Here is a 14,327-nt window from a genome sequence, read left to right as displayed (position 1 = left end):
CTCCCGCAAAAGGGGGCATCCTGATTTTCATTTAATTAACGGGGGTTGTTAATGAAAAAGTTTCTAATTGCTATTCTGGCGGTGCTTGTTGCATCGACTGCGGCATTTGCGGCCGAGCCTTCACTCGAAGAGCTGAAGAAAGAGATCGCGGAGCTTCAGGAAGATATCGACAGCATCAGCAGGCGTGTATCCAAAAACGAAAGACACACGGCTGTGGACAGGGTTAACATCAAGGCAGAGCTCAGAACAAGGCTTGATTCAGTAAGCTACAAGGATGTTCAGGCTCTTCCCGCATACGCTAACGACATGATGGGCCTCTGGCTCAGAGATGTTCTCGTTGCAGGCGGCGGCGCAGATGCTCCCTGGGATCAAACAGGTATGACCGGTCAGCCCGACATGTGGAACGATGCTTTCATGGCCGAATATGGTCAGGATTTCGGCATGCTCTACAGCAACCTTATGGGAACCTCTCCCGAAGCTCAGGAGTTCCAGCAGAACTTCGGCGCTCTCGTAGGACAGGTTGGCCCCGGTACAGACCCTTCAGACTTTGTTGAGTCCGACTGGGTGGATGACATGGTCGATTTCGCCGGCATGACCGGTGCGATGATGGATGCCAACATGAACGGCTACAGCGACTATCAGGACTTCGTTGTAACTGTCGGCACCATGAACGGCCTTGATATGTCCAATCCCGAGCAGGCTGCTCAGGCCCAGCAGATGGCGAACATGATGGCCTTCTCTTACCTCTTCAGCGACAGAACTCTTACTGCCGGTGAGGCTCAGGTTATGAAGTCTATGTTCAAAGGCGTAGAGCCCAGATCATACGACACAGAGAACAGCTCCATGTTCACAAACAAGTTCAGGCTCCGTCTGAACAGCAAGGTAAACAGCAATCTTTCTTTCACCGGCCGTCTTGTTATGTACAAGGCGTGGGGTGACACAAGCCAGGTTAAGTTCTTCGACGGCACATTCAAAAGTATGTACCTCGATGGCAACTCCGGCTCTGTTCCCTCAGACGACAGTCTCCACGTTGAAAGAGCATACTTCGTCTACAAAAATCACATCGGAAACGTAGGCTGGCACTTCTCCCTCGGTAGAAGACCCTCAACCTACGGCCCCGGATATGAGAACCACGAGTTCTCCACACTCGGCGGTTCACCACTCGCTTCCATTATCCAGTGGAACTTCGATGGCGGCTCACTCGGTATCGATTTCGATTACTGGGTGCCCGGTTCATTCATCAAGTTCTGCTACGGTAAAGGCTTCGAAGGTCAGTGGGGAACCGGAAACGCACTTTCCGCAAACAACGGTCTCACATCCTACTCCAACGTAGATGATGTTGAGTTCGGCGGACTCATCGTTAAGTTCTATGACGACGAGAAGTACAAGTTCTGGTACAATTATGCGAGAGGCTTCGGCGTAACCGATGGTTTCACAGGCCTTGTAGCAATGCCCTACTACATTTCCGGTACAGATTATAACATGGACGGTGCTTACGACGAGTACGAGTTCAACCCGAACTGGGGCGGATACGCTTCCAGGTTCGAGCCCACCTCCGAGATTGGTGACATCGAGATGCATGCACTCCTCGCACAGGGTGAGAACTTCGGCTTCGACTGGTTCCTTTCATACAACATGAGTAAGACCCATCCGGACGGAAGGTCTCAGAACCCCATGTTCCAGTTTATGGAGCAGGATCAGCTTCTCGGTTCTGACGACAGCGAATCCGGACACATGATCTGGGTTGGTGTTATGACTCCTGATATCCCCGTTGTTGGCGGACGCCTCGGCTTCGAATACAACAAGGGTAGCAAAAACTGGATCAACTTCACCGGCGCAGAGGATGACGTAGTAGCAAGTAAGCTCGCCACACGCGGTAGTGTGTACGAGGTATACTACCACCGTCCCGTTGTAGGCAGCCGTCTTTTCGCCACCATTGGCTATCAGAGGTTCGACTACGACTACACCGGCAGCGGTAACCCCATGGGTTCACCCACAGATATCAACGATGTGAACGGACTTCATGCGATGATGCCCGTTGTTGATAAGGTGGAGAAGTTCTACGGCTCCTTCACTTACTCATTCTAATAACTAAAAAATATGAGCCGGGGTTGAAAAGCCCCGGCTTTTTATGTATCCAGCTATGCTAAAGTAAACTGTTGTTTGAAAGCGTCCAGCCCTCTTGTAAAGATAGATACAGCCAATATAGAAAGAATCATATGTAAAATCATTAATGTCTACTATAATACTATGTTTTAAATATTTGTAATTTTTCTTGCTAAAGAAGTAAAAAATGTATATTGTATTCTGTATACATTACAGGTGTATTGTGTCTACAGTGTAAACTAATGGTAGTATTGATAAAGTAGGAGGTCTATTTTATGAAGCTCAGCCGTAGGAAATTTCTGGCGGCATCCGGTAGCGCACTTGCAGCAACCATGGTTGCCAGTAATCTGTCTACCTTTAAAGCCGTCGCCAGCGGTGGACATCAGGAAGCCGCTCCCACCGGCGAAGTGGGTGAGAAGCACGTTGCCTCTTCCTGCGAGATGTGTGTAAACAAGTGCGGGTTTTACGCACACGTTGTAAACGGTCGTATCAAGAAGCTCAACCCCAACCCCAAGTTCTTCAAGAGCCGCGCAATGCTTTGTGCGAGAGGAAATGCGGGTGCGGAAGAGCCCTACAACCCCGAAAGACTTAAGGAACCCCTTCTTCGCGTCGGCAAGAGAGGGGAGGGCAAGTGGAAGAAGATTTCCTACGAGGAAGCCTTCAAAATAATTGCCGAGAAATTTGCAGAGAACAAGAAGAAGTATGAGAACCGCTCAAGCGTTGCCTTTGCTTCATCAGAAGGTTTTCAGGAAGGGATGTTCCACTTCCTTGTTCAGTCCTACGGTTCCCTTAATACAGTAAGGCACCCCACCCTCTGTCTCTCGTCCACCATTCAGGGATGGTCGTCTGTTTACGGTGTTTACCCCGATGCAGACCTGCTCAACGCTATGTTCGTTGTAATGCCCGGTGCAAACAGGGCGGAGGCCTTTGTAACACCCGACACCATCGATTTCCAGAAGAACAAGCCCAAGGGTCAGCAGCTTGTTGTCCTCGATCCCCGTTTTACAGCCACAGCCGCAAAGGCGGACAAGTGGTATCCTGTAAAACCTGGAACGGATCTTGCGTTTGTTCTTGGTATGATAAATGTAATCATTGAAGAAGAGCTTTACGACAAAGCCTTCGTTGATGAATACACCCATGGATTTGCAGAGCTTGTGGAGCATGTCAAACAGTACACTCCCGAGTGGGCGGAGAAGGAATGTGAGATTTCCGCCGAGGAGATCCGCTGGACTGCGAGAGAGTTTGCAAAGTACGCTCCCCGTTCCGTTGTTTACCCCGGCAGAAGAACCTCCTGGTATGTAAACGACGTATACTTCCGCAGAGCCTGTGCCATTGCAACGGCTATATGCGGCTGCTGGGACACCCCCGGCGGTATCGTTCCCAAATCCTCTGTACCCCTCGAGAAGCACGACATCATGTTCCCCTTCTACGACCTTGTACAGAGCAGGCTTGATATAGAATCCTACGGCAACTTCGACAACAAGATGCCCGAAGATGAGAGGACAGCATCCGGTCTTCCCATGGATTCCTGTACATACCTCAGCGAGAAGGACGGCAGCTGGCTCCGCTTCAGAGAGGCAGTTCTTAAGGGGGAGCCCTATCCCGTAACCGCTCTCATTGTATACAAGCAGAACCTTATTGAGGCTGTTCCCAACAGAGCCAAGACCCTTGAGATGCTTGATAAGATGGACTTCATAGCTATGGTGGATATACAGATGTCTGACACTGCCTACTACGCAGACCTCGTTATTCCTGAGTCCACTTACCTTGAGAGATGGGACCCTGTACACAGCCTCAGCGGCATATGGCCCATAGCCACTTTCCGCCAGCCATGTGTTGAGCCCGTATTCAAGACCAAGTCCATGTTCGAGATAACAGGTGGAATCGTTGAGGAGATGCTTAAGATAGACTCCCTCTGGGACGACACCTACGAAGAGGATATGGAATACTTCATGGACGGAGTTGTGAACGGAATACTTCGCAAGCCCATGACAGAATACATCAAATATCAGCTTAGCGAGCACTCCGGTGCCTACGAGCAGATGATGAAAGAAGGCGTCTTCTACCTTACTGACAAGGCGAAATACGGCAAGATGAGAAAGCCCGGCGCCAGATACAAGACCAGAACAGGCAAGATCGAGCTGTACAACGTTAAGTATGAGAAGGAAGGTCTTGATCCCCTTCCCGTATACAGAAGACCCAGACAGCCTAAGGAAGGTCAGTTCAGATTCGTTCTCGGACGTCACGGCTGGAACACCCACACAGGAACACAGAACAACGAGTTCCTCTGGGAGATCCAGAAGGAGAACACACTCTGGATAAACAGCCAGGAAGCACGCAAGCTCAATATTACCGACGGCGACTATGTCATCGTTAAGAGCAGCGTGGGCGAGCAGAAGGTTAAGGCCGAAGTTACAGAAAAGATCAGGCCTGACTGCGTATACTATGTGCACGGTTTCGGCCGTATCTCCAAGGGCCTCAGCCTCGTTTACAACGTGGGCGCTTCACAGGCGGCTATCCTTGAGGACTACATAGAGCCGATCTCCGGTAACTCTGCTATGCACGAAACCTTCGTAACCATCACAAAGGCATAATAGGGAGGCAGGATAGAGATGAGTACTAAAAAATACGGCATTGTCCTGGATACCGGGAAATGCATAAACTGCAAGGCCTGTACCGTGGCCTGCAAATTCGAGAACGTTATTCACCCCGGTGATGACGATTACAGGATATGGGTTACCCAGCTTGAGGTTCAGGGTGCTTACCCCAACCTCAGCCTTGAGTTTCAGCCCTCACAGTGTCAGCACTGCGAGAATACACCCTGTCAGAGTGTCTGCCCCACCAAGGCTACCTACAAGACGGAAGAGGGCGTTGTCCTTGTGGACTACGACAAATGTATCCTCTGCAAGGCCTGTATCACTGCGTGCCCCTATGATGCGAGATACGAAAACGAATCACATCATGCCATCGATAAGTGTACGTTCTGCTACCACAGGCTCCCCGAAGGAAGAGAACCCGCATGTGTTGAAACCTGCCCCACAAAGGTAAGGGTATTCGGCGACCTCAATGATCCCGAAAGTGACGCAAGCAAGCTCCTTGGCGACAACTACACCTATCAGCTCAAGCCGGAAAAGAATACTAACCCCCGGCTGTTCTACATTAAATAGGAGGTAATCTAATGGCACACGCAGCAGATACTCATAAAGAGTCATATCTCAAGTCCTTGATTACCTATAACAAGGACATACCCGCCATCCCCTTTATACTCTTGGGGCTTGCACTTTGTGCAGTGGGCGGAATAACAGCAATCATGGTTTTCGTAAATGGCCATGCGGAAATGTACAACGTAACAAGGCAGGTCTCCTGGGGGCTGCTTATCTCCACATACGCCTATTTCGTGATTACCTCCACTGGAATCGCTTTCATCGGCGGACTCGGACATGCCTTCGGTTTTGAAAAATACGCGATGATAAGCAGAAGGATCGTGGTTCTCGCTACGATTGTACTTCTTGCAGGATTCACACAGATCCTTATGGAGCTCGGAAACCCGTTGAAGATGATCTACATGATGATCACTCCCAACTTCAAAGCTCCTATCTTCTGGATGGGTATGTTCTACGGTGTTGAGCTTGTTATCCTCGCCGTTGAGCTTTTCCTTATCTTCAAGCCCAACCAGACCAAGGCGGACCACAAACTCGCCGCTGTTGCCGGCTTCCTTGCACTCCTCGTAGGTGTGCTTGCCACAAGCAACCTCGGATTTGTTTTCGGTTCACTCAACGCACGCCCCTGGTTCCATGGAATCCACTTCTCCACCTTCCTCGTGGTTTCCGGTATAACAGGCGGTGCGGCACTGCTTATACTTATCCACAACATTGTATATAAGTTCAATGTACCCTCGCGTCTCCAGCCCTCCATGGCTTCCCTCGGCAAGCTTATGGGCGGCGGTATCGGTGTTATGATATTCCTCTACCTCTGGAAGATGATTACATCCATATTCAACATGCCCGGCGACGCTTACCTTTCAGCACTCTCCCTTATCAAGGGTCAGCTTGCTGCAGGTTTCTGGATAGGCGAGATGGGGCTTGCAATCATCATACCCCTTGTCCTTATCGTGTTTGCTAAAGGAAACCCCAAAACCCTTGCTTTGGCAGGTTTTGTTTTCCTTATTGGCCTTTTCTTCACCCGCTACAATTATGTAGTAGCCGGTCAGCTTCCCCCCATGAGGGAAGGGCTTCCCGGTTCCGGTGTGGAGACTAATGCCATGGGGCTTCTTGCATACAGCCCCTCCGTTTCTGAGTGGCTCATCTTTGCCCTCGGTTTTGGAGTGTTCTTCCTGCTTTACTTCGCTGCTGAGAAGTTTCTTGACCTTGAGACTAAGGACCACCACTAAACGGAAATTAATTATGAGTAATCAAAAGGCCTCCTTCGGGAGGCCTTTTTTCATTTGATCAACGTGTCTTTACAAAACTTACAGAAACGATCTTATGATAGGTGAAAAAATAGTAACACTACACAACTTATAGGAATGAAGAATAGAATAAATATAGTCCATTAGTCATTTATATATATACAGATTTGTTTCTTTATGGAGATTAAAAAAGTTATAAAAAAATGCTTTGTTATTCAAATTTAAAATTGTAAAAAAGTATAAAATAAGATAATATAACCATGGTATAAAGATATTGCGCAGAAACATATATAAGAAATATGGTATATTAGAAAATACAAATATACCTATATGTATATGTATGGGAGATATAAAGATTTATTCAAGGACCATTTTAAAAATTCAGGTTATTTGAATAAAATATTGTTATAAAAGTATCGGGCATGTCAGCCCGAAACAAAAATGGAGGTATGTATGCGTGTAATTAGCAGACTTATGGTAGTACTTGTTCTTGTGGCTTCTATGGCAGTTATCGGCTGCGGTCAGAAGCCTGCAGCTGGCCCCGAAGAGGGAGCTAAAGGCAAGAGCGTTGCAGAGCAGATCGAAGAGGCCGGATTTGAGCTGGTTGATACCGATGAGGTTAAGAAGATCGTCGGCAACGGTGTTTACAACAAATCAAGGGGTACTCTCATCGATGCTAGACCCGAGAGAAAGTACAACCAGTCACACATCCCCACAGCTCTTCTCATCCCCGACACTCAGTTTGAGAAGTACTATGGAACACTTGCAGACCACAAAGTTGCAAAAGATGACTACATAGTTACCTACTGCGGCGGCGTTAACTGCATCAAGTCACTTCATGATGCTAATATGCTTCGTGACAAGGGCTACACCAACATCAAGATCTACCTTGACGGTATGCCCGTATGGAAGAAGTCCGGTTCCTATGATGAGATCTCCTTTGAATATGCTAAGAAGCTTATGACAAAGGACGAGGCTATCTTCATAGATGCAAGACCTTCCAGAAAGTTCAAGCAGAGCACTATCCCCGGTTCCATCAATATCCCCGACACTCATTTCGACAAGATGAAGGACCAGCTCCCCGCTGACAAGAACAAGCTTCTTGTACCCTTCTGCGGCGGATACCACTGTGTTAAGTCCCACAATGTAGCTAAGGACCTCCTCAAGCTCGGATACAAGAAGGTTGTTGTATACGCAGGCGGACTTCCCGAGTGGAAGAAGATGGGCGGACCCATGGACAAGGCTGCTGTTAAGAAGGCTGCAGGCGGTTCCGGCGATGCTGCTGTTCCCACAACTGGCGAGCAGGGTGTTATCACTAAGGACTACTTCAGAACTCTTATCGACCCCGCAAGCAGACCCGACAACATCCATATCATCGATGTACGTTCCGCTCAGGAATACCAGTCAGGTCACCTTGAAGGTTCTAAGAACGTTCACGTAAACCAGATCTACGAAGATAACGGCTGTGAGAAGGTTAAGAGCCAGCTTCCCGATAGCGGAATCCTTGTTCTTCACTGCGCATCCGGCGGTAGAGCTGGTGAGATGTACTACGGCCTCGTTGAAGACTGCGGCATTCCCATGGAAAGAGTATACTTCCTTGACGCTCAGATCAGCTTCGACTCCGGTCAGTGCACCGTTCAGTAAGCTATCTACTTAAGTTGGATATAAAAAAGGCTCCCGTAAGGGAGCCTTTTTTTATGTATACACTCAGAGAGTAATTAGTGCAATTTCAGGTTACTTCATCTTTAGGGTGTTCCAAGCTGTTTGTGGAACTTTGGTGATAATCCTTAAAAGAAAATGCTCTTGTGTGCTATTGATCAGCTACTTTCCAGCTATTTCAGCCTTTCCAAGTTCGCCTAGCCTTTTGAGGGCGCTCTCCGTCCTCTCATTCCACGGAACTGCACAATTCAGCCGCATACAGTTTGAGTACCTGTCCTGTGATGAGAATATCGTACCAGGAGCAATATGTATGCGTTCGTGGGCGGCTCTGCGGTAGATATTAAGGGTGTCTACCCCTTTCGGGAGCTCCACCCAGAGTATGAATCCACCCTTGGGGCGTGTTATTCTTGTTCCTTCGGGGAAGTATTTTGAGATAGCCATGCTGAAAAGAGAAACGTTTGATGCGCATACGTTTCTGAACTTCTCAAGGTGTCTTGCGTACTTGCCGGAGGCCATAAACTCCGCAATGGCAAGCTGGGTAGGGCGGACGGTATCCACTGTTGTGGATGTCTTGTAGCGGAATATAGGTGTGTAGTACCGTTCGGAATACAGCCATCCCACCCTGTAGCCAGGTGCTAGGGTTTTTGAAAACGATGATATGTAAATAACGTTGTCGTAGTCCCTTGAGAGGAGGGTGTCAGGGCGTTTACCATCGTGGGGGAGGTCGCCGTATATGTCCTCTTCTATTATGGGCACACCGCTTTTGCTGCACATCTCGACTATTCGGTCACGGTTCTCCGGCGGGATGCTGTATCCAAGTGGATTGTTGAAGTTTGTCTGGGTTATGCAGGCCTTCACATCGTATCTGTTCAGTGACTGCTCCAGCGCATCAAGATCCATCCCCTTGTCGGGGTGTGTGGGTATCTCAAGGGCGTATATGCCGAGGGCGTGGAGTGTATTGAGGTAGCCGAAGAAGCAGGGGGATTCGACTATAACAGAATCGCCGGGGCGAGCGAGGATAGTGAGTGCTATGAATAGAGCCTCGGAGGAGCCGTTTGTTATCATCATCCTGTCCGGCTGTACCCGTGTGTTATAGCTGAGCATATGGTAGGCGATCTGTCTTTTCAGCTCCGGCTGGCCTCCCATGAATTCGTATGCATTGTGGTTAGGTGTTGATGATATGGCTTTTTTCATGATCCTTGCAAGCTCGTCGGAGGGGACAAGCTCGAAATGGGGCTCCGCCACATTCAGGCATACGCTGTCACGGCTCCCCATGGAGTAGTACAGCTGTAGAACGAGGTCAAACTTGCTCACAGGGTTCGGCTCGGGGATTGGTGTTGTGGCATCGGGGAGTGGAAGTGTCTTAACCTCTGCATCCTTAAGGAAGTAGCCCGACTTCGGGCGTGATTCCAGAAACCCTTTACGCTCAAGCTCCATATATGCCTTCATTACAGTCGTAACGCTTGTATTAAGCTTTTTAGACATACTCCTTAGAGAGGGCACCTTCTCACCCGCCTTGAGCTCACCCTTCTTGACAAGCTCCAGAATTATATCCTGTATCTCTTCGTAGAGGTATTTCCCTTCCTTTCTGTCCATAGTTTCTCCACATCTGTTATACCAAAATATCTGTTATCTGTGTCTGTTATTCTAGTCCAGAAGATGTATATTGTAAACATAAACCAAGGACGGACGATTGTATGGAAAAGGAGGCTGTCATGACTGGAAAAAAGGCATATAGAAACGAGATACTCGAAGTCAGGATAGGCATTTTTGCCGTTAGCGCAGCTTTGCTCGGTCTTTTCGCCGCTGCCTCCGTTGTTTCACTCTTTTAGGCTGTTATATTATAATAGTCTGGTAGAGGTATAACAGAGGTGGTTAGATATCGTACTCCTTAAGTTTGGAGTGGAGTGTTCTGCGTGATATTCCAAGGATCTCTGCGGCCCTTGTCTTGTTCCCTTCTGTTTTCTCAAGGGCCTTTACGATAAGCTCACGCTCGTTTGATTTCATATCCAAACTGGAGCTTACACCCTTGTGGGATCCCTTGAAGTCTGGTAGCGTCTCGGTTCCCAGTTTCTCAGATTTGGAAAGGATGATGCTCCGCTCTACAATATTTTCCAACTCCCTGATATTCCCCGGAAAGCTGTAGCCTTTAAGTTTGTCTATATAGCTTTTATCCGCACCTTTGATTAGCTTGCCGAAACGTTCTGAGTATTTCTCGATGAAGAACTTGACTAAGGGCTCGATCTCCTGCGTCCTCTCCCTGAGCGGAGGAAGCTCCACGGGGAAGACGGAGAGTCTGAAATAAAGATCCTCCCTGAATTCACCTTTCTGTGAGATGGTTTTAAGATCCTTATTGGTCGCCGCGATTATCCTTGCATTGGTTTTCAGAGTTTTTGTTCCACCCACACGCTCGAAGGTCCGCTCCTGCAGAACACGTAGAAGCTTCGCCTGAACCTGTTGGGGGAGTTCGCCTATTTCATCCAGAAATATGGTTCCGTTATCCGCAGTCTCAAACCGCCCCTCCTTATTCGCAGAGGCTCCTGTGAACGAACCCTTCATGTGACCGAAGAGCTCGCTCTCTATGAGGTTTTCCGATAATGCCGCACAGTTTACAGCAACGAAGTTGCCGTCCTTTCTGGGTGAGTTATCATGTATAGAGCGTGCTATCAGCTCTTTACCCGTTCCCGATTCGCCTAATATTAGAACTGTTGCATCCAGCGGTGCCACCATCTTTAGCTGTTCTATGATGCTCCCAAGACCGTCTGCTGAATAAACACCACCGAACTCGTAATCCTCGGTATAGGGGATCCCCTCCGCCTGTACAGAACCGGAGATCCGCTCGATATTCTCAAGTAGTGAGTCGATATCCACCGGTTTGGTCATGTAGTCCTCAGCGCCCAGCTTCATCGCTTCCACAGCTGTTTTAACGCTGGAGAAGGCTGTTATCATAATAACGGGGATACGTATCCCTTTGCGGCTCAGATGGTTCAGGAAGGTTAGCCCGTCCATGATGTCCATCTTCATGTCCAGCAAGATAAGATCGGGGAGTGTATCCCCCAGTTTGGTGAGCGCATCGGCGCCGTTAACCGCCTCTTCGATTTCATAGCCCCTGTCCTTTAGATGGAGCTTAAGCATCAGCCTGTGGTTCTCTTCGTCATCCACAATGAGTATTCTGTTGATCATGATCCTTCACCAAAATCTATTTCCACCCTGAAGGGTGATATATGTGTAACTTTTACGCCGAAACCGTGAAGGGAGCATATACGTTTTACCACTGCAAGTCCAAGCCCGCTACCCCTTGTTTTGGTTGTATAGAAGGGCTCGAAAAGCTTGTTTTTGTCAATCTCGCTTCCGTCCGTTTCGTTTGTTATGCAGAGCTTCTGTTCGTATATCTCAAGGTTTACAACGCTACCCTCGGGGCTTGCGTGCACTGCATTATGCAGGAGGTTGAACAGCACCTGGAGCATACGGTCCGGGTCGGCGTTTATCTTCGTGTTAACACCTTTAACATCGATGAATACATCCCTGTTTGAGGCGTCCATCTCGAGGAGTACGGCGGATTTCTCCGCAAGGCTCAGCATATCCGTTTCTTTCTTGTTTATATATAGCTCACGCCCGTAGGTGAGGAAGTCGTTTACGATGGTGTTCAGCCGCTTTATCTCAGATGAGCTTCTGCTGAGCACATCTGAGATGGATTCATCCCCAACCTTCCCCTTTGCATAGTCCACAAGGCCTGAGATAGTGCTGAGAGGGTTCTTTATCTCATGGGCAAGCACCTGGGACATTCGGCCCATCTCCGCCTCCTGCTCGGCGCTTTTGAGCCTTTCGGTCTGTTTTGTATTGAGCTTGATGAAACGTATGGCGAAGAGGTATGCCGCTACGAGCAGGGCCATGATCAGGAGTATCTGCACTAATCCTGTATACATCTGCTTCTTAGCATCCCTAAGGGGCGTGTCATCGATTACGAGGGCGGCGATAACCTCCTTCATGTTCTCCTGGGAGGGTCTGCCGTGCATCATGCCCCTGCGGGGGTGCATTATGTTGAAGTTGGAATACATGACCATACCCTGATCCGTATTGAAGCTGTTTATATCCTTGATGTCTGTGCGGAGTTCTGGTGTTCTCTCAGGGTAGGGGTTTATCAGAACCTCTCCGTCGGGCGTATAGAGCACCATGTTCAGGATGGCTCCGTTTGCCGCAATGGTCTGGGCGAAGCGTGTGAGCCTCTCTGTTCCGGCGAACCGGTTTCCCATAAATGCCCTTCGACCCCCCTCAAAGGAGCGGAGTGTATTTACGCCTATGGTCACGAGGGTTCGCTCGTGGTAGGTTATGCTTTTTCTGTATGAGCCTATATGTATAACAGCATGGACGAGGTTCAGGAGAATAACAGCGATGAGTATAATCCTCAGCCTGCCCGCATAGTTTATTCCTTTATCGTTCATTGCGCCTCCGCTGTAATGAATTTTAGTCTTTTCACAGCAAATTGCAATAACACCGTTGCGGTTGAGCGTGTGCGGTGTTATCTCTTTATGTATGAGACATAAAGCGATGATACTTGCCGGCGGCATGAGCCGGCGCTTTGGTTCGGATAAAACACTGGCACCGTTCAGAGGTTCCACAGTAATAGGAACAACGGCGGATAATCTGGTTCAATCAGGTTTCAGAACCTATATAGTCGCCAAGGATATCGAGAAATACAGCGGTATCCCTGTGGAGGGGCGCATACTGGACGGCAATGCCCAGCAGTGCCCCATGACGGGGGTTATAACAGCCCTTGAGAACGTTTCGGAGCCTGTTTTCATAGTTTCTGCGGACTCCCCTATGGTAAACGGCTTCACCGCCGAAGGGATGTTTGAGTATATCGAAGGGTACGATGCGGTTATCCCCGATGTTGAGGGGAAGGTGCATCCTCTCCACGGTGTTTATGCCCCTTCGGCACTCGGTGTACTTAGACGTTTTTTTAATGATGGGAACTTCCGCATGTTTCAGGCACTAAAGGATATGAACGTCTGCTGGCTTGGGGATGACTATTTCGCCCGCTTCGAAGGTGGCACAAGGGTTCTTGGGAATATAAATACCGAAGAGGATATGGGGAAACTTCTCGGAAACTGATTCCTTTGTGGTATTATTTATAAGATGCAAACACATGAGGTGATTAAATGGCAGAAAAGTACAGGCTTATTACGAGGAGCGATTTTGACGGTCTAGTTTGCGGAGTATTGCTGAAAGACCTCGATATTATTGATGATATCAAGTTTGTTCACCCGAAGGATATGCAGGATGGCAAGGTTGAGGTTACAAGCAAAGATATAACCACAAACCTTCCTTATGTCGAAGGTGTTTATATGGCCTTTGACCACCATTCCAGCGAGACAGTGCGTGTTGGAGAGGAGAAGGATAATCATATAATAGATCCGGATGCGCCCTCTGCGGCAAGGGTTGTATACAACTATTACGGCGGTAAGGATAAGTTTCCCGGTATCAGCGATGATATGATGGAGGCTGTGGACAAGGGTGACTCCGCACAGTTTACCATGGAGGAGATCCTCGAGCCGAAGGGATGGGTCCTGCTGAACTTCCTTATGGATGCGAGAACGGGGCTTGGGCGCTTCCGTGAGTTCAGGATATCGAACTACAATCTTATGATGGACCTCATAGATCACTGTAAGGATATGACCATCGAGGAGATCATGAGCCATCCGGACGTTAAGGAGCGAGTGGAGCTTTACTTCGAGCATGAGAAGCTTTTCCGTGAGCAGATAAAGAGATGCAGTACGGTACACGGCAATCTTGTTGTGCTGGACCTGCGTGAGGAAGAAACGATCTATGCGGGTAACCGCTTCATGATATATGCACTTTTCCCCGAGCAGAACATATCTATCCATGTTCTTTGGGGGCTCAAGAAGCAGAATACGGTTTTTGCAGTGGGTAAATCCATCGTAAACCGTTCATCGAATACGAATATCGGCGACCTTATGCTCCGCTATGGCGGGGGAGGGCACGAGAATGCCGGAACCTGTCAGGTCTCAAACGACAGGGCAGAGGAGATTCTCAAGGAACTCATAGAGGAGATCAACAAAGACGGCTGAGTGTTATAACGGCAAAGATGTTTTGGCTATGGGAAATTTTCTTAAAAAAGTCCTTGCAAAATAGG

10 protein-coding genes are annotated in these 14,327 nt (G+C 48.6%); 7 read left to right on the top strand and 3 right to left on the bottom strand.

The features are described 5' to 3' along the window. Nucleotides 1-51: 51 nt before the first annotated feature. The 5 genes from K300_RS0103525 (at nt 52) to K300_RS0103505 (ending at nt 8,158) form a co-directional block, all read left to right on the top strand. Nucleotides 52-2,088 (top strand): DUF3373 domain-containing protein, encoded by a 2,037-nt coding sequence (locus K300_RS0103525; RefSeq protein ID WP_022850286.1) that lies wholly within the window; start codon nt 52-54, stop codon nt 2,086-2,088. A 293-nt stretch (nt 2,089-2,381) separates the two neighbouring features. Further along, nucleotides 2,382-4,700 carry a molybdopterin-containing oxidoreductase family protein gene (locus tag K300_RS0103520; RefSeq protein WP_022850285.1) on the top strand — a complete coding sequence of 773 codons (2,319 nt, stop codon included), beginning with the start codon at nt 2,382-2,384 and terminating at the stop codon, nt 4,698-4,700. An 18-nt stretch (nt 4,701-4,718) separates the two neighbouring features. Then, nucleotides 4,719-5,273 carry a 4Fe-4S dicluster domain-containing protein gene (locus tag K300_RS0103515; protein WP_022850284.1) on the top strand — a complete coding sequence of 185 codons (555 nt, stop codon included), beginning with the start codon at nt 4,719-4,721 and terminating at the stop codon, nt 5,271-5,273. Nucleotides 5,274-5,284: 11 nt separating this feature from the next. Continuing rightward, nucleotides 5,285-6,496 (top strand): NrfD/PsrC family molybdoenzyme membrane anchor subunit, encoded by a 1,212-nt coding sequence (gene nrfD / locus K300_RS0103510; RefSeq protein ID WP_022850283.1) that lies wholly within the window; start codon nt 5,285-5,287, stop codon nt 6,494-6,496. A 471-nt stretch (nt 6,497-6,967) separates the two neighbouring features. After that, the gene (locus K300_RS0103505; RefSeq protein ID WP_022850282.1) at nt 6,968-8,158 is read left to right on the top strand and encodes a rhodanese-like domain-containing protein; all 1,191 of its coding nucleotides are present in this window, start codon (nt 6,968-6,970) and stop codon (nt 8,156-8,158) included. 177 nt (nt 8,159-8,335) lie between these two features. Here the strand turns inward: K300_RS0103505 and K300_RS0103500 are convergent, their stop codons facing one another. The 3 genes from K300_RS0103500 to K300_RS0103485 form a co-directional block, all read right to left on the bottom strand. After that, nucleotides 8,336-9,769, bottom strand: a complete 1,434-nt coding sequence (locus tag K300_RS0103500; protein ID WP_022850281.1) for an aminotransferase-like domain-containing protein — start codon at nt 9,767-9,769, stop codon at nt 8,336-8,338. A 279-nt stretch (nt 9,770-10,048) separates the two neighbouring features. Further along, on the bottom strand, nt 10,049-11,356 hold the full coding sequence (locus K300_RS0103490) for a sigma-54-dependent transcriptional regulator (RefSeq protein WP_022850279.1): 1,308 nt from the start codon (nt 11,354-11,356) through the stop codon (nt 10,049-10,051). Beyond that, nucleotides 11,353-12,615, bottom strand: coding sequence for an ATP-binding protein (locus K300_RS0103485; RefSeq protein ID WP_022850278.1), 1,263 nt, complete (start codon nt 12,613-12,615; stop codon nt 11,353-11,355). The genes K300_RS0103490 and K300_RS0103485 overlap by 4 nt, the downstream gene beginning before the upstream one ends. A 91-nt stretch (nt 12,616-12,706) precedes the next feature. Here K300_RS0103485 and mobA point away from each other — a divergent pair, with 91 nt between their 5' ends. Together mobA and K300_RS0103475 are read left to right on the top strand one after the other, a co-directional pair. After that, nucleotides 12,707-13,285 (top strand): molybdenum cofactor guanylyltransferase, encoded by a 579-nt coding sequence (mobA, locus tag K300_RS0103480; protein ID WP_081646869.1) that lies wholly within the window; start codon nt 12,707-12,709, stop codon nt 13,283-13,285. A 47-nt stretch (nt 13,286-13,332) separates the two neighbouring features. Further along, the gene (locus tag K300_RS0103475; RefSeq protein WP_022850276.1) at nt 13,333-14,262 is read left to right on the top strand and encodes a DHH family phosphoesterase; all 930 of its coding nucleotides are present in this window, start codon (nt 13,333-13,335) and stop codon (nt 14,260-14,262) included. The last annotated feature ends 65 nt before the right edge of the window (nt 14,263-14,327 follow it).

The sequence above is a fragment of the Limisalsivibrio acetivorans genome (assembly GCF_000421105.1).
In the GTDB taxonomy this organism is placed as follows: domain Bacteria; phylum Chrysiogenota; class Deferribacteres; order Deferribacterales; family Geovibrionaceae; genus Limisalsivibrio; species Limisalsivibrio acetivorans.
The sequence above is the reverse complement of the archived record's forward strand: the minus strand, read 5'-3'. Positions and strand labels throughout refer to the sequence as shown.

Bases quoted from the DNA above. Each gene is read 5' to 3' on its own strand.
- K300_RS0103520 (WP_022850285.1), top strand. From the start codon at position 2,382: ATGAAGCTCAGCCGTAGGAAATTTCTGGCGGCATCCGGTAGCGCACTT.
- K300_RS0103525 (WP_022850286.1), top strand. From the start codon at position 52: ATGAAAAAGTTTCTAATTGCTATTCTGGCGGTGCTTGTTGCATCGACT.
- K300_RS0103490 (WP_022850279.1), bottom strand. From the start codon at position 11,356: ATGATCAACAGAATACTCATTGTGGATGACGAAGAGAACCACAGGCTG.
- K300_RS0103505 (WP_022850282.1), top strand. From the start codon at position 6,968: ATGCGTGTAATTAGCAGACTTATGGTAGTACTTGTTCTTGTGGCTTCT.
- mobA (WP_081646869.1), top strand. From the start codon at position 12,707: ATGAGACATAAAGCGATGATACTTGCCGGCGGCATGAGCCGGCGCTTT.
- nrfD (WP_022850283.1), top strand. From the start codon at position 5,285: ATGGCACACGCAGCAGATACTCATAAAGAGTCATATCTCAAGTCCTTG.
- K300_RS0103500 (WP_022850281.1), bottom strand. From the start codon at position 9,769: ATGGACAGAAAGGAAGGGAAATACCTCTACGAAGAGATACAGGATATA.
- K300_RS0103475 (WP_022850276.1), top strand. From the start codon at position 13,333: ATGGCAGAAAAGTACAGGCTTATTACGAGGAGCGATTTTGACGGTCTA.
- K300_RS0103485 (WP_022850278.1), bottom strand. From the start codon at position 12,615: ATGAACGATAAAGGAATAAACTATGCGGGCAGGCTGAGGATTATACTC.
- K300_RS0103515 (WP_022850284.1), top strand. From the start codon at position 4,719: ATGAGTACTAAAAAATACGGCATTGTCCTGGATACCGGGAAATGCATA.